The organism is Mesorhizobium onobrychidis (assembly GCF_024707545.1).
Lineage (GTDB): Bacteria > Pseudomonadota > Alphaproteobacteria > Rhizobiales > Rhizobiaceae > Mesorhizobium > Mesorhizobium onobrychidis.
In genome coordinates, this window is record NZ_CP062229.1 from 1,531,429 (window position 1) to 1,555,538 (window position 24,110).

General features: G+C 61.8%; 23 protein-coding genes. 10 read left to right on the forward strand and 13 right to left on the reverse strand.

All coding sequences use genetic code 11. The features are described 5' to 3' along the window. Positions 1-8 precede the first annotated feature (8 nt). Together ugpE and IHQ72_RS07545 are read left to right on the forward strand one after the other, a co-directional pair. On the forward strand, positions 9-857 hold the full coding sequence (gene ugpE, locus IHQ72_RS07540; RefSeq protein WP_258121863.1) for a sn-glycerol-3-phosphate ABC transporter permease UgpE: 849 nt from the start codon (positions 9-11) through the stop codon (positions 855-857). A 7-nt stretch (positions 858-864) separates the two neighbouring features. Further along, positions 865-1,932 (forward strand): sn-glycerol-3-phosphate import ATP-binding protein UgpC, encoded by a 1,068-nt coding sequence (locus IHQ72_RS07545; RefSeq protein ID WP_258121864.1) that lies wholly within the window; start codon positions 865-867, stop codon positions 1,930-1,932. Between the two features lie 48 nt (positions 1,933-1,980). On the opposite strand, the gene IHQ72_RS07550 is transcribed toward IHQ72_RS07545, so the two are convergent. From IHQ72_RS07550 to IHQ72_RS07560, 3 genes are all read right to left on the reverse strand, one after another. Next, positions 1,981-3,063: an ABC transporter ATP-binding protein gene (locus tag IHQ72_RS07550; RefSeq protein ID WP_258121865.1), complete on the reverse strand. Its 1,083-nt coding sequence runs from the start codon at positions 3,061-3,063 to the stop codon at positions 1,981-1,983. Then, complete coding sequence (locus IHQ72_RS07555; RefSeq protein WP_258121866.1) at positions 3,060-4,646, reverse strand: ABC transporter permease; 1,587 nt, start codon at positions 4,644-4,646, stop codon at positions 3,060-3,062. Before IHQ72_RS07555 ends, IHQ72_RS07550 begins: the two co-directional genes overlap by 4 nt. 176 nt (positions 4,647-4,822) lie before the next feature. Beyond that, on the reverse strand, positions 4,823-5,830 hold the full coding sequence (locus tag IHQ72_RS07560) for an iron ABC transporter substrate-binding protein (protein ID WP_258121867.1): 1,008 nt from the start codon (positions 5,828-5,830) through the stop codon (positions 4,823-4,825). A 207-nt stretch (positions 5,831-6,037) separates the two neighbouring features. Between IHQ72_RS07560 and IHQ72_RS07565 the strand changes: the two genes are divergently transcribed. Then, positions 6,038-6,592 (forward strand): sigma-70 family RNA polymerase sigma factor, encoded by a 555-nt coding sequence (locus tag IHQ72_RS07565; protein WP_258121868.1) that lies wholly within the window; start codon positions 6,038-6,040, stop codon positions 6,590-6,592. A 33-nt stretch (positions 6,593-6,625) separates the two neighbouring features. Then, on the forward strand, positions 6,626-7,264 hold the full coding sequence (locus IHQ72_RS07570; protein WP_258121869.1) for an NrsF family protein: 639 nt from the start codon (positions 6,626-6,628) through the stop codon (positions 7,262-7,264). Between the two features lie 117 nt (positions 7,265-7,381). Here the strand turns inward: IHQ72_RS07570 and IHQ72_RS07575 are convergent, their stop codons facing one another. Together IHQ72_RS07575 and IHQ72_RS07580 are read right to left on the reverse strand one after the other, a co-directional pair. Then, the gene (locus IHQ72_RS07575) at positions 7,382-9,178 is read right to left on the reverse strand and encodes an adenylate/guanylate cyclase domain-containing protein (RefSeq protein ID WP_258121870.1); all 1,797 of its coding nucleotides are present in this window, start codon (positions 9,176-9,178) and stop codon (positions 7,382-7,384) included. Between the two features lie 229 nt (positions 9,179-9,407). Next, complete coding sequence (locus IHQ72_RS07580; RefSeq protein ID WP_258121871.1) at positions 9,408-9,926, reverse strand: histidine phosphatase family protein; 519 nt, start codon at positions 9,924-9,926, stop codon at positions 9,408-9,410. Positions 9,927-10,253: 327 nt separating this feature from the next. Between IHQ72_RS07580 and IHQ72_RS07590 the strand changes: the two genes are divergently transcribed. The 5 genes from IHQ72_RS07590 (at position 10,254) to IHQ72_RS07610 (ending at position 16,041) form a co-directional block, all read left to right on the forward strand. After that, a complete protein-coding gene (locus tag IHQ72_RS07590; RefSeq protein WP_258121872.1) occupies positions 10,254-11,015 on the forward strand; it encodes a Tll0287-like domain-containing protein in 762 nt (253 codons plus the stop codon). Beyond that, the gene (locus tag IHQ72_RS07595) at positions 11,012-13,744 is read left to right on the forward strand and encodes a response regulator (protein ID WP_258121873.1); all 2,733 of its coding nucleotides are present in this window, start codon (positions 11,012-11,014) and stop codon (positions 13,742-13,744) included. The genes IHQ72_RS07590 and IHQ72_RS07595 overlap by 4 nt, the downstream gene beginning before the upstream one ends. 49 nt (positions 13,745-13,793) lie before the next feature. Then, complete coding sequence (locus tag IHQ72_RS07600; RefSeq protein WP_031255744.1) at positions 13,794-14,165, forward strand: response regulator; 372 nt, start codon at positions 13,794-13,796, stop codon at positions 14,163-14,165. A gap of 25 nt (positions 14,166-14,190) precedes the next feature. Continuing rightward, the gene (locus tag IHQ72_RS07605; protein ID WP_258121874.1) at positions 14,191-15,753 is read left to right on the forward strand and encodes an adenylate/guanylate cyclase domain-containing protein; all 1,563 of its coding nucleotides are present in this window, start codon (positions 14,191-14,193) and stop codon (positions 15,751-15,753) included. Positions 15,754-15,912: 159 nt separating this feature from the next. Next, positions 15,913-16,041 (forward strand): hypothetical protein, encoded by a 129-nt coding sequence (locus tag IHQ72_RS07610; RefSeq protein WP_258121875.1) that lies wholly within the window; start codon positions 15,913-15,915, stop codon positions 16,039-16,041. Between the two features lie 506 nt (positions 16,042-16,547). Here IHQ72_RS07610 and IHQ72_RS07615 read toward each other — a convergent pair. The 7 genes from IHQ72_RS07615 to IHQ72_RS07645 form a co-directional block, all read right to left on the reverse strand. Then, entirely contained in the window at positions 16,548-17,426 is an 879-nt protein-coding gene (locus IHQ72_RS07615; protein ID WP_029348585.1) for a 3-hydroxybutyryl-CoA dehydrogenase, read from the reverse strand. 117 nt (positions 17,427-17,543) lie between these two features. After that, positions 17,544-18,473: an electron transfer flavoprotein subunit alpha/FixB family protein gene (locus IHQ72_RS07620; RefSeq protein WP_258121876.1), complete on the reverse strand. Its 930-nt coding sequence runs from the start codon at positions 18,471-18,473 to the stop codon at positions 17,544-17,546. Between the two features lie 158 nt (positions 18,474-18,631). Next, positions 18,632-19,381, reverse strand: a complete 750-nt coding sequence (locus IHQ72_RS07625) for an electron transfer flavoprotein subunit beta/FixA family protein (protein WP_126104763.1) — start codon at positions 19,379-19,381, stop codon at positions 18,632-18,634. A gap of 316 nt (positions 19,382-19,697) precedes the next feature. Next, entirely contained in the window at positions 19,698-20,498 is an 801-nt protein-coding gene (locus tag IHQ72_RS07630; protein ID WP_258121877.1) for a rhomboid family intramembrane serine protease, read from the reverse strand. A gap of 25 nt (positions 20,499-20,523) precedes the next feature. Next, entirely contained in the window at positions 20,524-21,105 is a 582-nt protein-coding gene (locus IHQ72_RS07635) for a cob(I)yrinic acid a,c-diamide adenosyltransferase (protein WP_258121878.1), read from the reverse strand. A 28-nt stretch (positions 21,106-21,133) separates the two neighbouring features. After that, on the reverse strand, positions 21,134-21,325 hold the full coding sequence (locus IHQ72_RS07640; RefSeq protein WP_023797244.1) for a twin transmembrane helix small protein: 192 nt from the start codon (positions 21,323-21,325) through the stop codon (positions 21,134-21,136). 23 nt (positions 21,326-21,348) lie between these two features. After that, entirely contained in the window at positions 21,349-22,173 is an 825-nt protein-coding gene (locus IHQ72_RS07645) for an SDR family oxidoreductase (protein WP_258121879.1), read from the reverse strand. Between the two features lie 95 nt (positions 22,174-22,268). Between IHQ72_RS07645 and IHQ72_RS07650 the strand changes: the two genes are divergently transcribed. Then, positions 22,269-23,120, forward strand: coding sequence for a YihY/virulence factor BrkB family protein (locus IHQ72_RS07650; protein WP_258121880.1), 852 nt, complete (start codon positions 22,269-22,271; stop codon positions 23,118-23,120). Here IHQ72_RS07650 and IHQ72_RS07655 read toward each other — a convergent pair. Further along, positions 23,090-23,992 (reverse strand): DMT family transporter, encoded by a 903-nt coding sequence (locus tag IHQ72_RS07655; protein ID WP_258121881.1) that lies wholly within the window; start codon positions 23,990-23,992, stop codon positions 23,090-23,092. The genes IHQ72_RS07650 and IHQ72_RS07655 overlap by 31 nt on opposite strands. Positions 23,993-24,110 lie beyond the last annotated feature (118 nt).

Consider the following 24,110-nt stretch of genomic DNA (forward strand, 5'->3'; position numbering starts at 1 on the left):
GGGCAGCGATGATCGGCCAGTCCCCGCTCCGCACCTTCATCGCCCATGCCGTGCTCATCCTTGGCATATTGATCGTGGCTTTTCCGATCTACTACACTTTCGTTGCCTCGACACACACGCTGCAAACGATCCTCAGGCCGCCGCTGCCGCTCTTGCCCGGCGGCCAGCTATGGAACAATTACAGCGAGGCGCTGTTCGGCGGCATTGGCCGCATCGGCGGTATCAGCGTCGGCCGACTGCTCCTCAACACCACGGTCATGGCGCTCGGCGTTGCGGTGGGAAAGATCTTCATCTCGATCCTGTCGGCGTATGCGATCGTGTTCTTCCGCTTTCCCCTGCGCATGACATTCTTCTGGTTGATCTTCATCACCTTGATGCTCCCCGTGGAGGTGCGCATCCTGCCGACCTATAAGGTGATGGTCGATCTCGGCATGATCGACACCTATGCCGGCCTGATCATCCCGCTGATCGCCTCGGCCACCGCGACGCTGCTGTTCCGCCAGTTCTTCATGACCATACCGGGCGAATTGGTCGAGGCGGCGCGTGTCGACGGTGCCGGGCCATGGCGCTTCTTCTTCGATATCCTCTTGCCGCTGTCGCGCACCAACATCGCGGCGCTGTTCGTGATCCTCTTCATCTATGGCTGGACGCAGTATCTTTGGCCGCTGCTCGTCACCAACAGCAACGATATGAACACCATCGTCATCGCGCTGAGAAAGATGGTTTCCTTCGCCGATGCCGACACCGAATGGCACCTGGTCATGGTCACAGCGATGCTGGCCATCGTGCCGCCGATCCTGGTTGTCGTGCTGATGCAACGCTGGTTCGTGCGCGGCCTGGTCGAATCCGAAAAGTGAGAAGCCGATGGCGACCGTCGATCTGAAGGACGTGAAGAAGGTCTATCCCAGCGGGGTCGAAGCCGTGAAAGGCGTCTCCATCGCCATTCCCGACAAGGAGCTTTGCGTGCTGGTCGGTCCATCCGGCTGCGGCAAGTCCACCCTGCTGAGGATGATCGCCGGGTTGGAGACCATTTCTGCCGGTACAGTCGCCATCGACGGCAAGGTGGTCAACGCCATTGGCCCGACCGAGCGCGACATCGCCATGGTGTTCCAGAACTACGCGCTCTACCCGCATATGAAGGTCTATGACAACATGGCCTATGGCCTGCGCAATCGCGGCACGCCGAACGACGAGATCGACAGCAGGGTGCGTTCGACCGCCAAGGTGCTGGAGCTTTCGGCGCTGCTCGACCGGCGACCGCGCGAGCTTTCCGGCGGCCAGCGCCAGCGCGTCGCCATGGGCCGCGCCATCGTGCGCAATCCAAAAGTCTTCCTGTTCGACGAGCCGCTCAGTAATCTCGATGCCAAATTGCGCGGCCAGATGCGGGTCGAGATCAAGAATTTGCAGCGCGCGCTCGGCGTCACCTCGGTCTATGTCACCCACGATCAGCTCGAGGCGATGACGCTGGCCGACATCCTTGTTGTCATGAACGCCGGACTGGTCGAGCAAACGGGCGCGCCGCTCGACGTCTACGAAAAGCCGGCCTCGATCTTCGTCGCTTCCTTCATCGGCGCGCCGCCGATGAATCTTCTGGCGCTAACCGGAAGTTCCTCAGGCCCGGTACTGGCTGACGGCACGGCGATCGACTTCGCGGCTCGCGAAACACCAGCCGTGACACTGGGTTTTCGCCCTGAAGATGCCGACGTCACCTTCAATGCGGAGGCGCTGCCCGGTGCGCTCGTCCTGCCGGCGACAGTCGAGGCAGTCGAACCGGTCGGTGCCGAAAGCTTTCTTCACTGCGCCGCAGGCGGTAGCCGTATCGTCGTGCGCGTCTCAGGGCGCGCCGCCGCAAAGCCTGGTGATCAGTTGCGTGTCGTGGCCAAAGCCGAAAAGCTGCATTGGTTCGATCAGACCGGAAAACGGGTCGATTGAAGTCGCCCTGTCGTCCCGACCAGCGAACCGCGAGAGGCGCAAGAGCGTTCAGGCAAACACATGCGCCTTGCCCGACACCGTCAGCCGGACGATCTCGCCAACCACCGGCGTGTCCATGCCCGGCTTGCGCAGGATCAACGGCGTGTTGCCGATCGCGGCCGCGTCCGGCGGATCGGGACTGTTCAACAGCCGCACCGCGATGGTGCACATCGAGCCGGCGAATTCGGATTCCGTCACTTCGCCGAACAGCATGTCCGGCGTGCCCGACATGCCCTCGCGCGACGTCCGTTTCAGCAGCACCTGTTCCGGCCGCAGCATGATGCGGACGATATCGCGCCGCTCGGTGCTGTCGACCGCGATGCGGCCGAGCGGCGAGCTGGCGAAGCCGTCCGCGATCTTGGCCGGCAGGATGATGGCATCGCCGAGGAATTCGGCGACCATCCTGTCCTTCGGCTTGAGATAGAGTTCGTGCGGCGTGCCGACCTGCGAGAATTTGCCGTCGCGCATCACCGCGACCTGGCTGGCAAAGGACAGCGCCTCGGCCTGGTCGTGGGTGACCAGGATCGTGGTGATGCCGGCGGTCTCCAGAAGCTCGGCCACCGCCTTGCGCATCGAGGCGCGCAGACCGGTGTCGAGCGCCGAGAACGGTTCGTCGAGCAGCATCAGCCGCGGCTTCATGGCCATGGCGCGGGCCAGCGCCACACGCTGCTGCTGGCCGCCGGAGAGTTCGTGCGGCCGCCGTTTCAGGATCGCCTTGTCGAGCCCGACGATATAGGCGAGCTCGGTGATGCGCTCGGTGCGCTTGTCCTCGTGGTGGCCCATGCCGAAGCCGATATTGGCGGCGATGCTCAGATGCGGGAACAGGGCGCCGTCCTGCGCCACCACGCCGATGCCGCGCCGATAGGCGGGCACGGCGGCGCCGCCATTGGCCAGCACCTGGCCGTCAAGCACAATGCGGCCCTGGTCCGGCGCCTCAAAGCCGGCGATCAGCCGCAGCAAGGTCGTCTTGCCGCAGCCGGATGGCCCGACGATCGCGGTGCGGCTGCCGCTGGCCACGCTGAGGTCGACACCGGCCAGTGCGGCCACCGGGCCGTAGTGCTTGTGCACATCGGTGAGTTCGAGGAAGCTCATCGTCCGGCCATCCGCTTCGACTGGACATAGAGCAGCCAGGTCAGGGGCAGCGACATCGCTACCATGATGAGGGCGTAGGGTGCGGCGGACGCATAGTCGATCTCGCCGCTGTGGGCCCAGAACGCCATCGCCAGCGTGCGGGTGCCGTTGGGCGCCAGCATCTGCGTGGCGGTCAATTCGTTCATGATGCCGAGCGCCACCAGCGCCATGCCTGCCGCGGCACCCGGCGCCGACAGGCGGATCGTCGTCGACCATAGCGCCTTGAGCGGTGACCGGCCGAGACTGGCGGCGGCGCGTTCGAGCTCGACCGGCGCCTGCGCGATCGACGCCCGCAGGCTGATCAGGGCGCGCGGCAGGAACATCAGTGCATAGGCAACGAGGATCGTGAACACGGTCTGATAGAGCGGCAGAGCGATGCGCACAGTGATGGTGACCAGCGCCAGGGCCACGACGACGCCGGGCAGCGAGCCGACGATGTAGTTGCAGCCCTCCAGAAGGCGCTGCAGCGGTCCCGGCGCGCGGATCGAGATCCAGGCCATCGGCATGGCGGCGACCGTGGCGAGCAGGGCGCCGGCGAGCGCCAGGAACAGGGTCTGGCCGAGCGCCAGGCCGATCTCGTCGAGGCGCCAGACATCGGCACCGCCGGCCACAAGCCAGCGGCTGATGGTGACGAACGGCACGCCCAGCGCCAGCAGGGTGGTGATGACCGGCAGCAGCAGGCACGGGATCGTGGCGCGGCCGAGCCTTGTGCGTTGCTGCTGCCGCGCGGCGCCCGAGCCGACGCGGGCATAGCGCTCCTCGCCGCGCACCAGCACTTCGATCCCGAGCAGCACGAAACAGCATGTCACCAGCACCGCAGCCAGCATGTTGGCGGCGGGGCCATTGAAGGTCGACTGGAACTGGTCGACGATCGCCGTGGTGAAGGTATCGAAGCGGATGAACACGTAGAGGCCGTATTCGGCCAGGAGATGCAGGCCGATCAGCAGCGAGCCGCCGCAGATGGCGAGCCTGAGCTGCGGCAGCACCACCCGCCGGAACACGCGCCACGGCCCAAGGCCGACGGCTGCTGCGGCGTCTTCGAGGGCAGGATCGAGCCGGCGCAAAGCTGCCGCCACCGGCAGATAGAGGAACGGGAAATAGGCGACGACGGAAACCAGAACGCCGGCCCACAGGCCGTGCAGTCCCGGCACCAGGGTGATCCAGGCATAGCTGTGGACGAAGGCAGGAATGGCGAGCGGCGCCACCGACAGCCAGGCCCACAGCCGGGCACCGGGAAGACTGCTGCGTTCGGTCAGCCAGGCCAGCGCCACCGAGAGCACGATGCAGATCGGTACGGCCAGCATCACCAAAAGCAGGGTGTTGGCCAGCAGCTCGCCGACGCGCGGCCGGAACACCAGTGCCGATACGGTTTCCCAGCCGGTCTGCACGGCAATCCAGATGATGAAGGCGAGCGGCAGCAGGGAGAAAAGTGAGACCAGGATGGCGGCGAGCGAAATCCAGGATATCGGCCGCCGGCGCGTCCATTGCCCAGCCGCCACGCCGGTCGGCAAGCCTGAACGTGCAAGATCGGCCGCAGACTGCATCAGCTCAGACGCCGCGCCGCTGCCGCCCGGTGGCGGAAACGGTCGAAGGGCCGCAAACGTGGCCAAATACACAGCTTGTCGTCATCGACGAATGCCATCTCGAAAAACAGAGCGCTCCTGCGGAAAGCGAATTCCCGCAGGAGCGCAGTCGGTTGCCCTTTTAGGACGAACGCTAACTAAAGCAAGCCGGCTGCCGTCATCAGATCGGTCACCTTCTTGGAGTTCAGCGTCGTCGCGTCGACCTTCGGCGCCTGCAGATCGGCCAGCGGCACCAGCGCCGGATTGGAATCCGCGCCCTTGCCGACGGCGTATTCGAAGGAATTTCCGGTTTTCAGCACGTCCTGACCACCCTTGCCGGTCACCCATTTCAGGAATGCCTGGGCCTCCTTCGGGTGCTTGCTGGAGGCCAGCACGCCACCGCCGGAAACCGAGACGAACGCGCCCGGATCCTGGTTCTTGAAATAGTGGAGCCCGACGTTCTTGCTGTTCTCGCCGGTCTTGGCCTGGTCGCCGTAGTAGTAATAGTGATAGATCACGCCGCCTTCGATCTCGCCGGCATTGACCGCCTTCATCACCGTGCTGTTGCCTTTGTAGGCGGTGAAATTCTCCTTCATCGCCTTCAGCCAGTCGGCGGTTGCGGCCTCACCCTTGAGCTGCAAAAGGGCGCTGACGATCGCCTGGAAATCGGCGCCGGAGGGCGAAGCGGCCCAGCGTCCCTTCCAGCTCTGATCGGCGAGATCAAGCAGCGACTTGGGCAACTGCTCGGTGGTCAGCTTGGTCTTGTTGTAGGCAAAGACGGTGCTGCGCGCGGCGATGCCCACCCACTTGCCGCTGGCCGGCTGGTACTCCTGCGGGACCTGCGCTTGCGTATCGGCGTCGACCGGCGCGAACAGGCCGGCGCATTCGACCAGCACCATGGCGGGTGAATTTTCCGTCAGGAACACGTCGGCCGGCGAGGCGGCGCCTTCGGCGACGATCTGGTTGGAGAAATCGCTGTCGCCGCCGTGGCGAACGGTGACCTTGATGCCGGTTTCCTTGGTGAAACCTTCCACCCAGGCATTGGTCAGGCTCTCGTGCTGGGCATTGTAAACGACGATGCCGCCGTCCTGGGCCATCGCCGGGCCGGCGACCAGGCTGATTGCAAGTGCCGTGGCACCGGCAAGGGCGGAAAGAGCATATTTCATGGAACGTCATCCCTCTCGATCTCGATGGTCTTGATTTAGCAAGGCTGCACCTATCAATTCATGACCGGTGTAGTCAACATTGATGAGCTGCGTAATCGGGCGCCGGAGGTGAAACCTTCGTGATGTTCCCATATTTTGGCTTGGACATTATTTCGCCAGCACGTAACAAATCAGCGCCGAAGCGCGAATATCGGGGAGTGAACTCTTGTGACCGGCAAGGACGAGGCCGAGCTTTCCCGGCTGATGCGGGCCGCGATCGCTGGAGATGAAAAGGCTTACGCCGACTTTCTTCACCGGACGGCTGCTCTCGTTCGCGGCTTTATCAGGCGCAAGATCGTTCAGGGCGGGGTCGATCCCGAGGATGTCGTGCAGGATACCTTGCTGGCCATTCATGTAAAACGACATACCTGGCGGCAGGATTTACCTGTGCTGCCCTGGGTCTACACCATAGCGCGTTTCAAGCTGATCGACGCCTTTCGGCGGCGCGGGCGGCGCATCGAGATCGAGATCGACGAGATCGCCGAGACCTTTGCCGAACCGGAGGCCGAGACGGTCAGCGAGCGCGACATCAATCGGGCCCTGGACGGCCTGCCGCCAGCGCAGCGTTCCGTGGTTTCGTCGGTGTCGGTCGAAGGCCGTTCCATTGGCGAGACGGCGGTGAAGTTCGGCATCAGCGAGACGGCGGTGCGCGTGTCGCTGCATCGTGGACTCGCAGCTATTGCCAAACGGTTCGGGGCCAAACAATTCGGGCGGGCCAAATAATTCGGGCGGGCCAAATATTCGGGCGGGAATGACATGAGGACCGACGATCTCATCAAGGCGCTCGACGCCGATGCCCGCAGCACGGCGATGCCGCTTGGCTCGGCCTGGTGGGCCGGCGCCGGTGCGGCTACGGCGATTGCGGCGGTGGTTTTCTGGCTGGCGATCGGCCCACGCACCGACATCGCCACCGCCATGCATACGATGCGCTTCCTCGCCAAGTTCGTCTTCACGATGGCGCTGGCCGTCAGCGCCTTCGCCTTGATCCGCGCCCTGTCGACCCCCGGTGCCTCGACGGGCAGGGCGGCGGCCTGGATGATTGCCGCACCGCTGCTGGTGATCGTTGCGGTGGTTCTGGAGCTCCTTTCCGTGCCTGCAGCCGACTGGGGCAGGCGGCTGATCGGCAGCAACATGGTTATCTGCCTGACCTTCATTCCACTGATCGGCGTCGGTCCGCTTGCCGTGTTCCTGGCGGTGCTGCGCTATGGCGCGCCGACGCGGCCGGTGCTTGCCGGAACGGTGGCGGGCCTGCTCGCCGGTGGACTGGCGGCAACTTTCTATGCCGCACACTGCTTCGACGACTCGCCGCTTTTCGTCGCCGCCTGGTACACGATCGCGATTGCCATCCTCGCCGCGCTCGGCGCGCTCGGCGGGCGGCTTTTCGTGCGCTGGTAACGACGGCCCGCGATCTGAGACCATGATGCTCTAAGGTCAAAACTCATTCATTCTGCACGACCTAGTTCGACCCGAAGGCGACCTTCGCGACGTCGGGCCGGAAGGTCTGCACAGGGATCAACTCGCCTCCAATCTGAAAACGTTTGTCGCCTCGTGCCGACCGCGCAATACATGCTGGCCGACGGGTTGCGCCGCGCATCCGGGTCCAGGAGATCGCAGCACGACGTCGCTGACCAGAATGACCGCTTCGTCTTCGTCGGTCATGCACTCTTTGGCGACATCCTCGATGCGTTGCGCCGTGTTCACGACATCTCCGACCAGCGTATAGTTGATGCGCCCCGGGGCCCCGATATTTCCCACCATCGCCGGGCCAGCATGGATGCCTATTCGGATTCGCACGGGCGGCAGGCCAAGCCCGCGTCGACGCCGATTGTCGCCAACTATCGCCGCCGCGATCGCGATCGCTGCACGACAGGCCCGGGCGGAATGATCGAGCTGGATTTCTGGCGCCCCCCAAAATGCCATCAGCGAGTCGCCAATGTACTTGTCGATAGTGCCACCTTCCGCCTCCACGCAGGCGGCAAGCTGCTGGAAATGGTCATTGAGGAACGTCGCCGCATCGGACGCCGATAGCCGTTCGGCAAAGCTCGTGAAGTCGACAATGTCGGTGAACAGCACCGTGACTTCCCGCTCTACAAGTGCTGACGCCTGTTCGCCCTGCGCCATCAGCTGCTTGACTAGGCGTCGCGGCACATAGGTCTCGAACCAGTGCAAGGTCGCGATGAGCGCGTTGTAGGCTCGGATCGCCTCGTCCAGTTCGCGAAGATGACTGCCAGCGAGCGGGCGGGCAGAAGTGAGATCGAGCGTACGAATTGCAGACGTTGCGCGTGCCAGACGCAATATCGGCTTTCCAATCGCATAGCCGACCAGCCAGGCGCCAGCGACCGCCACAAGGACCGCCCCGAGCCCTAGCCAGGCCGCGTGTTCAAGTCTGCGGACTTCGCTGCCAATCTCGTCGAGCGGCAGGTAGCGGCCTACCACCCAAGGCTGGTCGCTGTATCCTGTGATGTCGCGGTAAATGAAGACATAGGGCGCGCGATCAACGGTCACGACGTGGCTTTTCGAAGAACCTACGAAGGCGGCTGCGCCCAAATCGGGATTTGGACTCCAGATCGAGGCCAACACCGGATCCCCGATCTCGGTCACTTCCGGAAGGAGTTTATCGCGCTTGAACAGCTGAGGATTGTGCGCAAGTGCTGCATGAGCGAGGACGTGGTTGCGGCCGAGAAGAATGAACGCGCCGACGTCTGATCCGGCGGGCGATTCGGCGAGAAAACGTGACAGCTCCGAAACCGTAACCGCGGTTAATAAAATCCCGAGAAAGGAACCCTCATGCCACAGAGGGGTACGAACGTTGACGAGAGGCTGGTTCAACCGTTCACTCCACAGAAGCTCTTCCCAGACAGGGTGACCTGCGCGTCGCGCCATCTCGAACGCTTCGTCCAGGCCGGGCACGGTTTGCATGTCGATCTTTCGCAAAACTACATCGTCGCCATGGCGTTCGGCGCGCAATTGCTTCAAATCGGTGCGAATGACGGCTAGCGCGGCGACCTGTGGAATACCTGCGAGTGCCGCCCGAAGTTGGCCCAATGAGGCAGCTTCATCTTGCGGGTCGAGATCGCCATCGCGGAAAAGCCTGGCCAGGAATTCGGACTGGTCGCGGGCTGGATCGAGGTGCAATCGAGTCCGTTCCACAATCGTGTCGATAATTCGCTCACTGCGGTCGCGGACGAGAGCGATAGTGTTCTGGCGGCCGCTTTCCAATGCGAGGATGAGCGCGGCTGCGGTCACTGCGATGATGACACCAAACGTGAAAGCCAGCGCAGCGCGTATCGAGACGCGGCGCGGATGCAACGACGATGCTTCCTCACCGCTATTCGATCGAGCCTTTGCGACGCCTGCCGATCTCGTCCCGGGAAACAACTTCCCGGCCAGAACCATTCGCAATTTCGGACCGACAATGGACATCTGACGATCAGCGAGCCGCGAGCAAGAGAAAGGGCGGGCTGTAGTCCGGGACACAACCTCCCGTTAGGTCGCTCGCTTGATGGGTTGAAGCGCTCAGCTTCAATTCTCAGTAGTGTCAGTAGTGGAGGTGCAGCATGATCGGCGCCTGCTCTTCCTTCGGGACGACCACGAACAAATTGTCATATGCACTTCGTTCGATCTTTACTTCCTCAGGATATCCGAGCGCCTTGAGAATCTCTGGAATGGTACTCCAATGCCCAACGACAAGCACTCTGTCTCTGCCGTTCTCTGAGCGAAGTAGACGGACCAAGCCGTCGCTGTCCTCATACGAATGAACACGAATTTCGAGTCCACGGGTTTTCGCGAGTGGCTCTGCCGTCTCAACGGTACGCGTGGCTTGCGTGGCATAGATAGCGGTAACGCCGGCGTCTTTTAGTCGCTCAGCCAGCATCTTTGCCCTTTGTCGTCCGGACTCCGACAGCGGGGTTTCGTCGAGAATCTCATCCAGGTTCAGTGTCGATGGCGGATCACTGTGCCGAACGACATAAATCACCTCCTGCGCACTGACTGGATGGGGCAATACGAGGAAGCCGGCAGCTAACCCGACCAGAAATCGGATGGCCCTAGCTCCCATGACCGTTGCTCCCTGCGTCCGGCTCTCCCAGACGACCCCCAATGGTAACATGCAAGGCACGTTGCAGATAGCCATTGGTTCCGCACGAGGAGGCGACCGGAGTGTTCGGCGATGTCGCGCTCTCCGGTGCTGTCCGCGATCGCGCGGTGATCGTTCAGAGGAAAACGGGGCGCCCGGTGCAGTTCGAGATCACGGAGCAGACCCGCGCCGCCGTCAACGCTTGGATAGCGGCCTTAGCGAAAGGGACTTGCGCATGGGCGTTTGTCGCTACGCTATCGGCCTGCGTCGTGCTATACTTTTTCTTTGGCTTCTTTCGACGGGATGGAGATGTTCGCCCTGTCAACCTTGACGCGGAGAAGCATTGGCGTTGCTCTTGTCGGTTGCGCGTTCCTCGCGCCGGCTGCCATGGGAGCGGGAGATACTGAAGATGTCGCGATGGGAATCCGCCTTGCGGAATTGCTTCGCGCTGGGCGAAGCGTTGTCTCCAACTATCAGACACTAATCAACGATCCCGCACTTGGCGACAAGCACCTCGACAGCGAGCGGTTTGCGAGCGAGGCCATCGCCGTTTACTCAAAAAACACCGGCCAGGACCCGTTTTCCGGCGAATTGACCAATCGCGACCGGCGTCTGCTTGAGGCCCAGATTGGGGCTATGCGGGAGGTGGTGGACGAGCAGCAAGATGACATCAACCGCGCTGGGATCGGGTTCAAGGGCTTCGTGCCGGCCGTTTTCGCGCGTCTGTTGAATGAGAAATTCGCCGCCAAGGTTGGCAACGAAGCTCTGGTGCGCGTGACTGCGCCCGAGCAACTCGTGCGCAACCGCAAATCTCTTCCGGACGCTTGGGAAGCCAGCATCATCGTAAGCGTCTTTTCAGATCCGAAGAGAGCAAAAGGCGAAGCCTACACGGATGTGTCCGAGGTGGAGGGACGCCCGGCATTTCGAATGCTCCTGCCCGAATACTATACGGAGTCGTGCCTTTCCTGCCACGGCGAGCCGAAGGGCGAGATCGACATAACTGGATATCCCAAGGAGGGCGGAAAGGCCGGCGATCTGGGGGGCGCAATCAGCATCGTCTTGTTCAAATGAGCGTCCTGGAACAGACACCCCACGAGGTGGAAGCCATACCTGCGCCGTCGAAATCCCTGGGACGTCGCCTTGCCAGTCTGCCGATCGCGGCCCGCGTAGCTGCACTGACAGCGGCCGGCCTCATTAGTCTCATCGTATCTTCCATCCTTCTCACGCAGGCGCTTTATCGCAGTGCCGACCGCACCGCAGACACTAAGGCATTGTTCGATCTCGCGGCGACTGCGGCTGCGGCGCACGTGACCTTTGGCGAATTGCGATACTGGCTCACCGATTTGTCGGTCAGCTTGCTAATGAACTCCCAGCGGAATGCCGAGCAGGCGCGTGAGCGACTGCTGGACCAACTGGACGGCCTTTCGAAATCATCCCCCGATGCAGTGAGGGAAATCCGTGTCGAGATCGATGACTACGTCAAAAGGGCACTAGAGGCGGCGGACAGCTATACTCAGGATAACCGCATCATTGGAAACGCTCTCCTGGCCGAGGCGCGAACCCACAGCACGAATGTCGATGCCGCCCTTAACAAACTTGTCGAGCAAGTGAGCGCCGAGGCAGAAGCTGCTCGCAACGAGGCTGTAAGGCTAGCCCAGAAAACCGCGACTACCGCTGCCATTCTGGTGGTCATCGTGCTGTTGATTGGGTCGCTTCTTACAATCCTTGTTCTTCGCTCGATCATTGGCCCGTTACGGCGGCTGAACCGGGTCATCGGCGAACTGACGCAAGGACGCTACGATATTGAAATACCGATTGAGGGAGGCGACGAACTCGGCGCAATGTCGCGGACGCTTCGACTTTTTCGCGCGGGCGCGATTGAAAAGAAACGACTGGAAGACGAGGCGGAGCAGCAAAGACGGACGATCGCAGCGGCGCTTGAGGCAATTTCTGACGGATTTGTCCTATTCGATCCGCAGGACAGGGTCATCCTGGCCAACAGCAAATTTTGCGAATTCTTCCCTGACCATGCGCGAGCTTCTCTTCCTGGGCAAAGCTTCCAAGAAATCTTGGAGCAACGCCTGGCGGGCGGGCAAGTCGACCTTGCGGGCGCGTCGCCGGAGGAGTGGATTGCCCAGCGGTTACACATCCACAAGGACCCGGCGGGCTTCGTCGGTGAGGATCGCTTCAGCGACAGATGGGTTCGCGTAAGCAGGCGAAAGACGCCTGACGGCGGCGCGGTCGCCGTTTACACCGACATCACGGAATTGAAACAGAGACAAGACGAACTCGAGCGCGCCAAGAGCCGTGCTGAATCGACGAATGAAGCCAAGAGCCGCTTCGTCGCATCCGTCAGCCACGAACTGCGTACGCCGCTGAACGCGATTATTGGTTACAGCGAGATGCTGATCGAAGATGCGAGCGACCAGCACATGGTGGAATTCGTTCCGGAACTGGAGAAGATCGCCGCGGCTGGTCGCCATCTCCTGGCGCTCATCAACGACATCCTCGACTTGTCGAAGATCGAGGCGAACAAGATGGAAATTTTCTTGGAAACGTTCGACGTCGCCGATTTGATGCGCGACGTCCAGGCCACAGTCGCGCCTCTGATGGCGAAAAACCGAAACGGTTTCGTACTGGACCTCGAGGACGACCTCGGGAAAATGCATTCGGACCAGACGAAGTTGCGTCAGAACCTGTTTAACCTGCTCAGCAACGCCGCCAAGTTTACCGAAGGGGGTCGAGTAACACTCGCGGTGCGTCGCGACAGGCGACCAAACGGCGATTGGCTGATATTCAAAGTGTCCGACACCGGGATCGGGATGACGTCGGAGCAGCAGGAACGGCTCTTCGACGCTTTTACGCAGGCGGACGCATCCACCACTCGCAACTATGGCGGAACGGGGCTTGGCCTCAGCATAACCCGGAGTTTTAGCCGAATGATCGGAGGCGTTGTAAAGGTCGAGAGCGAACTCGGAAAAGGCTCGACCTTCACAATGGAGATTCCAGCCGAGTTCAAAAAAGAATCTAGCGAGCAACACCCCTCCGAAGCTGTGCCGTTGCCGCCACGAGACAAGGCGGTTCTGATCATAGATGATGAACCAGCCGCCCGAACCGTCATCGCCAGCGCCTTGGCGGAGGCGGGACTGGCATCGTTCGAAGCAGCAAGCGGCGAGGAAGGAATAGCCGCTGCTCGAGCGAATCGCCCCGCGGCGATCATTCTCGACATCATCATGCCGCATCAGGACGGCTGGTCAGTGCTGCGATCTCTGAAGAACGATAGGGAGCTTTGCGAGATTCCTGTGATCCTTGCGACGATACTTGCAGATCGCGAACTCGGCCTCTCACTCGGGGCGGTTGAATACCTGACGAAGCCGATCGACACCGAGAAGCTGATTCAAACAATTGAGGCTTGCGGCGGTGGCAACCGCGATGTGCTTGTAATTGATGACGACCAAGCCTCCCGCGATTTCCTTCGGCGTATCCTGATCAAGAAGGATTGGCGGGTTCACGAGGCAAGCGACGGCGTGCGCGGCCTTGGCCTGATGAAACGGTTGTTGCCGCGCCTGGTGGTGCTTGATCTGCTGATGCCCGAAATGGACGGGTTTCAGACATTGAGTGAGATGCAGCAGACGCCCGAACTGCAGAACATTCCGGTGGTCGTAGTTACCTCGAAAGATCTGTCGATGAACGAGCTCGAATGGCTCCGCGATAGGGCGGTTGCCGTTGTGACCAAGGGCGCGAACAGCAGGTCTCAATTGGTCAAGGCGCTCGAACGCCAGATTTCCGCGGCCGAGTAGGTTGGCCCGGCATCTCAGTTCGTTGACCCATCGTTAGAAGAGGCCGAAGATGACGAGAATCCTTCTGGTGGAAGACAACGAAATGAATCGCGACATGCTCTCGCGGCGGTTGTCGCGGCGTGGGTTCGAAGTGCTTATTGCGGAAAACGGACAATCCGGCGTGGAACTAACCATTTCGGAAAGACCGGATCTGATCCTTATGGATATGAGCCTGCCCGTGATGGACGGATGGGAGGCGACACGGCGGATCAAGGCTGATCCGGCCACCTCGGGGATCCCTATAATCGCGCTTTCTGCGCATGCTATGACCAGCGATCGGGAATTGGCGCTTGAGGCCGGCTGCGATGACTACGACAGCAAGCCGGTGGACCTGCCGAGGCTTGTCCAGAAAATCGAACAATTGCTTGCCGCAAATCCGTGAGCCGCCGAGTCGGCGGATTGGAGACATGACTGCCAACGAGTTCCAACGCCACGCAATAGCCGCCCATCTGGCGCAGACCCTTGCTGGACCAGCACGGGCAATCTCGGGATTTCAGGAACTGCTGCTAGAACAGGTGCAGAACCACAGTCTGGTGCACATCACTCCAGATCTTGAGAGGGTCGGCGCCGCTGCCCGGCAATTGAACAGCCTCATCGACAGCTTGATCCATGGCAAAGCCGACTATCCGGACCATGCAGGGCGCGAGATCGAGGCGAAACTGCGCCACGATTTGCGAACACCACTCAACGCGATTATCGGCTACTCCGAAATGATCCTTGAAGAAGCCGAAGAATTGCACGAACACGCATTGGACGAAGATGTCAGGGTGATGCTCGCGGCTGCGGCCGAGCTGTTGGCGCATGTCGATGCAATTGCCGGCCTATCGCGCGCCAGCGACAACGAAGGGCTGTGGACGACGGATCAGGCAGAGATCGATGCAGCAGGGCTCGAAAGGGCGCTGGGCAAGACGGAGCGCGATGCATTCTCAGGACGCAACGGTAGAATACTTGTCGTCGACGACATCGGCAGTAACCGCGATCTTCTCTCGCGCCGCTTGCTGCACGACGGTCATCAGGTAGTCACTGCCGAGTCAGGCCTGTCCGCGCTGACCCGCCTTGCGGAATATGAATTCGACCTTGTTCTGTTGGACATACTGATGCCGGACATGAACGGCATCGAGGTGCTCTCGCGATTGAAAGCTGAGCGCCGGTGGCGGCACATCCCGGTCATCATGATATCGGGGCTGAACGAAGTCGACGCCGTGGTCCGCTGCATCGAGGCGGGAGCCGACGACTACTTGCTTAAACCGTTCAATCCGGTCCTGCTGCGCGCCCGGATCAACTCCAGTCTGGAGAAGAAGCGTTGGGGCGACCGCGAGCACCAGTATCTTCAGCGGATCGAGGCGGAAAAGCGGCGGGCCGACTCGCTTCTACATGCCGTCCTGCCCGGTCAAATCGTTGCGCGGCTGCAAGGGGGCGAGGAGATCATTGCGGACCGGTTCGAGGAAGTGACCATCCTTTTTGCCGATATTGTCGGATTCTCGCCCATCGCAGCGAAATTGCCGGCATCCGACCTTATCAAGCGCCTCGACCGGATGTTCAGCATGTTCGACGCGCTGGCGGAGAAGCATTCCGTGGAGAAGATCAAGACAATCGGAGACGCGTATATGGCCGCTTGTGGTCTTCCGGAGCCGGCGGCCGATCACGCCGACAGGACCGTGGCGCTGGGAAAATCCATGCTGGACTCGTTGAGGCTCTTGGCGTCGGGCAGCGATAGTTTTCGCGTCCGAATCGGCGTACACACCGGACCGGTGATCGCCGGTCTGATCGGCCGACATCGGTTCGTCTATGATGTCTGGGGCGAAACCGTGAACATCGCAAGCCGGCTCGAGTCCCAGGGCGTAGCCGACCGCATGCAAATCTCGGAGGCAACCAGACGCGCTCTGCACGCCTCTTGGGAGCTAGAACCGCGCTGCACTGTGGAACTGAGAGGCGTCGGCACGATGGAAACCTATCTCGTTCGACACTGATGTCTGATTCCCTCAGGATATTCCGCAAAGCGACGCGTAAGCGAGTAGCTTACGGCACCGGCGTTGAGAGGCTATTACTACCATAGCAATCGCGAATCGAAGAGCAGATTAACCAGCGTCCGTGTCATCATCAGCATGACTGGGTTAGGCTCGGCGGACTTGGCTACGACCACCCGTCCCATCCATATCGAATTTAGTTATGGGTTGCTGGCGAGACTGGAGGCCTATGTCGAGACGGGTATTCTATGCTTCCGCCGCATCTCCAAGCGGAAGTTCATCCATCTGTGATGGTCGAGAATAACGCCAGAGCTATCGCGACACAGTTCATCTCTGGGGTGCTGACCTACCGTGGCACCATACGTCCGGAACGTGTCCGAGACGCGACCTCCATAGCGATGGCCGCGTAAGTCCGATTATGGCGCTCGTTGCGCGTTCCAATGAACGAGACGTACGACAGGAAACCACCCATCTCGGCCATTGGCGGCAGCCCGCTGATTGAGTTTTGACCCTAAAGCGGAATGCGTTTGGATTGAACCGGCATTCCGCTCTATCTCTTTGTTTTAGCCGCATTTGTGCGACGCCAAGTGATTCCACTTGGCTGCAAATGCTCTACGTGAAACGCTCTGCCGGGCTGGTTTAAGCCAAATCCATCGGGCTTCGGCGGTCGGCGAGCAAACGGGCAAGGAGCGGCCTGATGCAGTCTTCGATCAGCGGCCAAGAAGCTGTCGACAGACCAGCCGCATGGTCTTCACTCAGCGCGACCGCGCGCGATGTCCGTGAGCTCGTATCGCCGGTCAGCGCGTCGGAACCGGATGCTCGCCGCGATAGTCGTAGAAGCCGCGTCCGGTCTTGCGGCCGAGCCAGCCGGCCTCGACATATTTCACCAGCAGCGGGCAGGGGCGGTATTTCGAATCCGACAGGCCGTCATGCAGCACCTGCATGATCGACAGGCAGGTGTCGAGGCCGATGAAATCGGCGAGCTGCAGCGGTCCCATCGGATGGTTGGCGCCGAGCCTCATGGCGGTGTCGATCGCGTCGACCGAGCCGACCCCCTCATAGAGCGTGTAGATCGCCTCGTTGATCATCGGCAGCAGGATGCGGTTGACGATGAAGGCCGGAAAATCCTCCGAGACCGTGATCGTCTTGTCGAGATGGTTCACATAGGCCTTTGCCGCTTCGAAGGTCTGGTCCTCGGTGGCGATGCCGCGCACCAGTTCGACCAGCTTCATCAGCGGAACCGGATTCATGAAATGGATGCCGATGAAACGCTCCGGCCTGTCGGTCTGCGCGGCGAGACGTGTGATCGAGATCGACGAGGTGTTCGTCGCCAGGATGGCTTCGGGATTGAGCTGCGGGCAGAGCTGGGCGTAGATCTTGCGCTTGACCGTCTCGTCCTCGGTCGCCGCTTCGATCACCAGATCGGCACCCGCAAGGTCGGCCATGGTGGGCGCTGCCGAAATGCGCGCCATCGCCTCGTTGCGCAGCTTTTCCTCGAGTTTGCCGGAGCCGACCTGGCGGGCCATGTTGCCGCTGATCGTTGCGATGCCCTTTTCGATGCGGTCGGGTGAGATGTCGTAGACCAGCACCTTGTAGCCCGCAAGCGCGGACACATGGGCGATGCCGCCGCCCATCTGGCCCGCGCCGATGATGCCGATCGTCTCGATCTTGTTCATTACACCGATCCCGTCAAAAGGCCTTTGCGGCCTGCTTTTTGTGCGGTGCAAACTAAAAGGGCGGGGCGACTTCGTCTACCCCGCCCTTCACAATTTAATACGCTTTGGCAGAAGGCGTCAAAGCGCCTTTTGCAGTTCCGGCAGAATGACGAAAAGGTCGCCGACGAGGCCGTAGTCGGCGACCTGGAAGATCGGCGCTTCCTCGTCCTTGTTGATGGCGACGATGACCTTCGAATCCTTCATGCCGGCAAGATGCTGGATGGCACCGGAGATGCCGACGGCGATGTAGAGATCGGGTGCGACCACCTTGCCGGTCTGGCCGACCTGCCAGTCGTTCGGCGCGTAGCCGGCGTCGACGGCGGCACGCGAGGCGCCGACGGCCGCGCCGAGCTTGTCGGCGATCGGCAGGATGACTTCCTGGAATTTCTCCGAAGAGCCCAGCGCGCGGCCGCCCGAGATGATGATCTTGGCCGAAGTCAGCTCCGGACGATCGGTCTCGGAAAGCTTGTTCTCGACGAAGCTCGACAGGCCGGGATTGGCCGCCGCCGGAACCGTCTCGACCGGGGCGGAACCGCCCTCGGGTGCGGCCTGGAAGGAGGCGGTGCGCACGGTGATGACCTTCTTGGCGTCGCTCGACTGCACCGTCTGGATGGCGTTGCCGGCATAGATCGGCCGCTTGAAAGTGTCTGATGACACCACTTCGATGATCTCGGACACCTGCGCGACATCGAGCAGGGCTGCCACGCGCGGCGCGACATTCTTGCCCGACGAGGTTGCGGGCGCGATGATCGTGTCATAGGCGCCGGCTATGCCGACGACGAGCGCCGCCAGCGGCTCGGCGAGACGCTCGGTGAGTTCGTCGGCTTCGGCGAGCAGCACTTTGCTCACGCCCTTGAGCTTGGCGGCGGTGTCGGCTGCCGGCTTGGCGCCCTTGCCGGCGACCAGCACATGCACGTCCGAACCGATCTGCAGTGCCGCCGAAAGCGCCTTGGCGGTCTGGTCGGAAAGCGTCGCATTGTCATGTTCTGCGATGAGGAGAATTGTCATCTATCTATTCCTTGATCCACTTCAGTGGGGACGTCTCGAATTCATGTCAGGCCGAGTCGAAAACGGTTGGGTTCGAGAACCGGAGCGGAGCGTACTTCGGTACGTGAGCACCGGAAACGGAGAACCCTGCCGTTTGCAGGCCGGCATCACATGAATTCCTACAACACGCCGGCTTCGTTCTTGAGCTTGTCGACCAACTCGGCGACACTCTTGACCTTGACGCCCGCCTTGCGGCCGCTCGGCTCCTCGGTCTTGATCACCTTCAGCCGCGGCTTGACGTCGGCGCCGTAGTCGGCCGGGCTCTTCTCGTCGAGCGGCTTCTTCTTGGCCTTCATGATGTTGGGCAGCGAGGCATAGCGCGGCTGGTTGAGGCGAAGATCCGCGGTGACAATTGCCGGCATCTTCAGCTCCACCGTCTGCAGGCCGCCGTCGACCTCGCGCGTCACCTTGGCCTTGTCGCCATCGATGACGACCTTGGAAGCAAAAGTGCCTTGCGCCCAGCCCAGAAGTGCGGCCAGCATCTGGCCGGTCTGGTTCGAATCGTCATCGATCGCCTGCTTGCCGAGGATGACGAGACCGGGCTTTTCCGCCTCGACCACGCCCTTCAGCACCTTGGCAACGCCCAGCGGCTCGGTCTGCTCGTCGGTCTTGACCAGGATGGCGCGGTCGGCGCCCATGGCGAGCGCGGTGCGCAAGGTCTCCTGCGCCTGCTGCGGCCCGATCGAGACAACGATGATCTCTTCCGCCTTGCCGGCCTCCTTCAGCCGGATCGCCTCTTCGACCGCGATCTCGTCGAACGGGTTCATCGCCATCTTGACGTTGGCGAGTTCCACCGCCGAACCGTCAGCCTTCACACGAACCTTCACATTCGCGTCCACAACCCGCTTCACGGGCACAAGGATCTTCATTTGCCTGTCACCTCTTTCACGATAGCCACCTCTTTCAAGATAGTCGGGCGCGCTATAGCAGTGTGCGCCTCTTCAGAGTTGTCGAAAGCCGACATTCCGGGCGGAATTCTAGCCTCCGACCGCCTAAAGCGCGTCGCATTTGACTGGCCTCACGCGACGCGCTTTAGGTTGTGTGTTTTATGCATGTCGTTATCGCAAAACCACTGCACACTTTTGCGCGACATGCATTAGTGTGGGAAAGCTTCCGTAGTTGCGGCGCCCCCACACGTCAATATCCGGGGCGCGCCCAAATCATCCGCGACGCACTCAAATCGGTTCAGTCCGGACTGGAGGCGCTTCCCCGTCCCCAGCGCGGCGCCGGCTGCCCTAGCGGGTCGCTTGCCGTGGGTTCTGCAGCAGCGGGTGCCGGGCCGATTACCAGCGCGGTCTCTTCCTCAGCACCGGCAAGCAGTGGTACGGCGCGATTGCGCAAGATGAGCACCAGCACGGCCCCGGCGATGATGCCGCCGACATGGCAGGCCCAGGAAATCTGATCCTCGCCGCCGGCGGCGAACATCACGATCTGGAACAGGATCCACAGGATGAGCGGGATGAAGGCCGGGATGCGCAGCGGAATGCGGGCGAAGGCCAGCACCCATACCTTCACCCTGGGGTAGAGGATCAGATAGGCGGCGACCACGCCGGCGATGGCGCCTGAGGCGCCGATCAGCGGAACCTGCGAGTCCCACGCGATCAGGCCCTGGAAGAAGGCGCCGGCGATGGCGCAAAGCAGGTAAAAGATGAGAAAGCGTACATGGCCGAGCGCGTCCTCGACATTGTCGCCGAACACCCAGAGGAACAGCATGTTGCCGCCGAGGTGGAAAATATCGGCATGCAGAAAGGAATAGGTGACGTAGCTCAGGCTCTCCGGGATCACGACAAACTGCGGAGCCAGCTCGACGCTGTCGTGGACGACCGACGGGATGAAGCCGAGGCCCAGCACAGCGGCGTTGGTGAACTGCTCGCCGCCAAGCGCGGTGGCGAAGTAGATGAGCGTGTTGAACGCGATCAGGCCGATCGTCACATATTGCAGCTTTATGTGGCGCAGCCGGTTGGTGTCATAAAGCGGGATGAACATCGGACCCCCTCCCGCCTCGGCAGATTCAGCGGTTCTTACCGGGAACCCATAGCACGTCGGCGTTTCCATTGTCATTGACTGCGCGTGCGGCGACGAACAGAAAGTCCGATACGCGGTTGATGTATCTTATCGCCTCGCGGTTGACATGCTCGCCTGGGTCCTGCGTCAGAGCCACCATGATGCGCTCTGCCCGCCGTGCCACCGTGCGGGCGAGGTGAAGGGCCGCCGCCGCCGCCGTGCCGCCGTTGAGCACGAAGGATTTGAGCGGCTGCAGGTCCTTGTTGAGCAGGTCGATGTCCTTTTCGACACGATCGGTCTGCACTGCGGTGATGCGCAGCGGCTCATAGCCGAGCGGCTTGCCGTCGTCCGGCACGGCCAGATCGGCGCCGAGGTCGAAAAGATCATTCTGGATGCGGCCGAGCATCGCGTCGATCGCCGGATGTGCTGCCGCGGTGTGGATGCGGGCCATGCCGATGCAGGCATTGGCTTCGTCGATCGTGCCATAGGCGTCGATGCGCAGATCGGATTTCAGCCGCCGTTCACCGGTGCCGAGGCCGGTGGTGCCGTCGTCGCCGGTGCGGGTGTAGATCTTGTTGAGCTTGACCACGCTCTGCCTCCCGAAATCGCCACCCTCGTCACTTGCGGGTGAAATACACCGCCAGCATGATCAGCACCAATGCCACGAACTGCAGCAGCACGCGCGTCTGCATCAGCTTGTTGGAGGTCATGCCGGAGCCGCCGCGCATCATGTTGATGAGGCCGCGGATCAGCACGATCACCACGGCGACCATGACGAGGACAGCGAGGATGTTGAAGACGGTTGCCATAGTGTGTTTCCAGTCGATTGCGTTCAGGCGCGTTTGGCAAGCAGGCGGTAGAGCATTGATGCCGGCAGGATGCGTTTGAGGATAACGCCGATCCTGGCCGGCACCGTTACCACATAATGCGGACGCGGGCGCCGCGACAGAAGCGCATGGTGCAAGGCCGCATGAACCACCTCCGGCCCGGCCTTCAGCCGTGACGTGCTGCCGCCGGCCTGCAGCCGTTGCAGCTGCGCCTGGTAGGCGAGGCGGTGGACGGAATTCTCACGATCGATATTCCTGAGAAACCACCCAAGGCCGTTGCTGGCGATCTTCGATGTCACCGGCCCCGGCTCGATCAGCGAGACATGGATGCCGCTGCCCTGGAGTTCCTGATGCATGCACAGCATCAGCCCTTCGATCGCGTGCTTCGACGCCGAATAGGCGCCGCGAAAGGGCAGCGGCGCCAGGCCGAGGATCGAGGAGCAATGGACGAGACGGCCATGGCCCTGGCGCCGCATCACCGGGACGACACGGCGGGTGAGGTCATGCCAGCCAAAGACATTCGCCTCGAATTGCTCCCTGAGTGCCGCGACGGGCAGGTCCTCGACGGCGCCGGGCTGTGCATAAGCGCCGTTGTTGAACAGGGCATCGAGCCGTCCGCCCGTCCGCTCCAGCACTGACGCCACCAGCGTCTCGATGGATCCGGCCTCACGGTAGTCCAGATAGAAGGCCTCGATGCCATCGGCCTCGAGGGCGGCGATGTCCTCCGGCTTGCGAGCCGTCGCGAACACCCGCCAGCCTTCCGCCTTCAGCGCCCGGGTGCAATAGGCGCCTATCCCGGAAGAAGCTCCGGTGACGATGATGGTGCGCAACTCTTCTCCAGGAGCGTGCTTTGACCTAGGCTTGCCATTTGCCGCAATCCCTTCCCATATTCGCGGCGTCGAGACAATCGAAGGGAACGCGGTTCTTGTTGCGGAAGATCGTAGCCCTCAAACGCGTGCTCTATGACGCGGTCGGCCATTTCGATGCAGACGATGGCTGGGCGATGGCCAGTCATCTGGCGATCACGGCGCTGATGGCGCTATTCCCTTTTCTGATTTTCGCCACGACGCTGGCCAGCTTCCTCGGCGCACAGGCCTTTGCCGACACCGCCGTGCATCTCGTCTTCGACACCTGGCCAGAGCAGATCGCCAAGCCGATCGCGCGCGAAGTGCTCAATGTGCTCACCGTGCAGCGCACCGACCTGTTGACCTATGGCGTGCTGCTTGCCGCCTTCTTCGCCTCGAACGGGATCGAGGCGCTGCGCACCTCGCTCAACCGCGCCTACCGCGTTTCCGAAACGCGCGGCATCATCTATCGCCGGGTGCAGAGCATCGCCTTCGTTCTGATCGCCACGGCAGGTTTTCTGGTGATCAGTGTCCTCGTGGTTTTCGCGCCCTTACTGGGGCGGCTGGCCGAGGCCAATTTCGAATGGGTAAAACCCTATATGGGGACGATCACGCTGTGGCGTTACATCATCGCCTCCGCTGTCATCGTCGGCGGGCTGTTCGCGGTGCATTACTGGCTGCCTGCCGGCAAGCGCCGCTTCGTCTCGATCATACCGGGCATCATCTTCACGCTGATTGCCTGGCTCATCGGGTCGACAATCTTCGCCGCCTATCTCGACCGTTTCTCGTCCTATGTGACGACCTATGCCGGCCTTGCCTCAATCATGGTCGCGGTCGTCTTCCTCTACATCGTCTCGGCGATCTTCATCCTCGGCGGCGAGCTCAACGCGGCGATCAGCCGCTATCTGGAGGCACGCGCCCGAGTTGGCTGATTCTTGGTCGGCTGAGCGGTTGCCAGCCCGACGCCGAGCGTCGCGATCGCCATGCCGACGATCTGGATCAGGTTCAACTGTTCGCCGAATAGTATCCAGGCAATGACCGCGGTGACGGCCGGGACCAGATAGAACAGCGAAGCGACTTTCGACATCTCGCCGTCGCGGATCATCACCATCAACAGGAAGATGGCCCCGATCGACAGCACCAGCACCAGCCATGCCATGGCGAAGATCAGCTCGCCGTTGACGACGACCGTTCGCGTCTCGAAGGCGAGCGAGGCCAGGGCCATCACCGACGCGCCGCCGACATATTGCCATTTGGTGGCCGCCACGAGATCGCCGCCGGAGGCGAAGCGCTTCTGCCAGATCGTGCCGGCGCTCATGCCAAGCACCGAGACAAGCGAGGCGGCCAGCGTTTCGGCCGTTACGCCGCCGCCGAGCGCACCGAGCTTCGGCCAGAGCACGATGACCACACCGACCAGACCGATGCCGAGACCGGCCCAATGGCGCGGCAGGATGGCCTCGCCGAGAAATCGGCCAGCCATCACCGCCGTGATCAGCGGCTGCAGCCCGACGATCAAGGCCGAAAGCCCGGCCGGCATGCCCCTGTGGATGGCCCAGAACACGCCGCCGAGATAGACGCCATGCATCAGGATGCCGGCGCCGGTCGCGTGGAGCGCTTCCGCACGCGTCGCCCGCCTGGAACCGAGTGCTGCCATCAAGGCGGCCAACAGGACGGCGGCCAGAACGAAGCGCACTGCCAGGAAAGTGAAAGGCTCGGCCCATGGCATGGCGTAACGCGCGCCAATGAAGCCGGTCGCCCACAGGACGACGAAAGAGGCGGGGATGAACCGCTTGATGCTGTGCATTTTTGGAAGGCTGCCGCGTGATCGGTGATGGGTTGAGTGTCGCGACTGCTGTAATGCGGTTCAACCCGGCAAGCAAAACCAAACGGTTGATCCATAGGCTCATCCGAATTGAAGGATG

Excerpts from the sequence above, each read along its gene's own strand:
- IHQ72_RS07615 (WP_029348585.1), bottom strand. The coding sequence starts at position 17,426 with ATGAACAAGATCGAGACGATCGGCATCATCGGCGCGGGCCAGATGGGC.
- ugpE (WP_258121863.1), top strand. The coding sequence starts at position 9 with ATGATCGGCCAGTCCCCGCTCCGCACCTTCATCGCCCATGCCGTGCTC.
- IHQ72_RS07600 (WP_031255744.1), top strand. The coding sequence starts at position 13,794 with ATGACGAGAATCCTTCTGGTGGAAGACAACGAAATGAATCGCGACATG.
- IHQ72_RS07605 (WP_258121874.1), top strand. The coding sequence starts at position 14,191 with ATGACTGCCAACGAGTTCCAACGCCACGCAATAGCCGCCCATCTGGCG.
- IHQ72_RS07620 (WP_258121876.1), bottom strand. The coding sequence starts at position 18,473 with ATGACAATTCTCCTCATCGCAGAACATGACAATGCGACGCTTTCCGAC.
- IHQ72_RS07655 (WP_258121881.1), bottom strand. The coding sequence starts at position 23,992 with ATGCACAGCATCAAGCGGTTCATCCCCGCCTCTTTCGTCGTCCTGTGG.
- IHQ72_RS07550 (WP_258121865.1), bottom strand. The coding sequence starts at position 3,063 with ATGAGCTTCCTCGAACTCACCGATGTGCACAAGCACTACGGCCCGGTG.
- IHQ72_RS07590 (WP_258121872.1), top strand. The coding sequence starts at position 10,254 with ATGTTCGCCCTGTCAACCTTGACGCGGAGAAGCATTGGCGTTGCTCTT.
- IHQ72_RS07545 (WP_258121864.1), top strand. The coding sequence starts at position 865 with ATGGCGACCGTCGATCTGAAGGACGTGAAGAAGGTCTATCCCAGCGGG.
- IHQ72_RS07595 (WP_258121873.1), top strand. The coding sequence starts at position 11,012 with ATGAGCGTCCTGGAACAGACACCCCACGAGGTGGAAGCCATACCTGCG.
- IHQ72_RS07625 (WP_126104763.1), bottom strand. The coding sequence starts at position 19,381 with ATGAAGATCCTTGTGCCCGTGAAGCGGGTTGTGGACGCGAATGTGAAG.
- IHQ72_RS07630 (WP_258121877.1), bottom strand. The coding sequence starts at position 20,498 with ATGTTCATCCCGCTTTATGACACCAACCGGCTGCGCCACATAAAGCTG.
- IHQ72_RS07560 (WP_258121867.1), bottom strand. The coding sequence starts at position 5,830 with ATGAAATATGCTCTTTCCGCCCTTGCCGGTGCCACGGCACTTGCAATC.
- IHQ72_RS07640 (WP_023797244.1), bottom strand. The coding sequence starts at position 21,325 with ATGGCAACCGTCTTCAACATCCTCGCTGTCCTCGTCATGGTCGCCGTG.
- IHQ72_RS07570 (WP_258121869.1), top strand. The coding sequence starts at position 6,626 with ATGAGGACCGACGATCTCATCAAGGCGCTCGACGCCGATGCCCGCAGC.
- IHQ72_RS07555 (WP_258121866.1), bottom strand. The coding sequence starts at position 4,646 with ATGCAGTCTGCGGCCGATCTTGCACGTTCAGGCTTGCCGACCGGCGTG.
- IHQ72_RS07580 (WP_258121871.1), bottom strand. The coding sequence starts at position 9,926 with ATGGGAGCTAGGGCCATCCGATTTCTGGTCGGGTTAGCTGCCGGCTTC.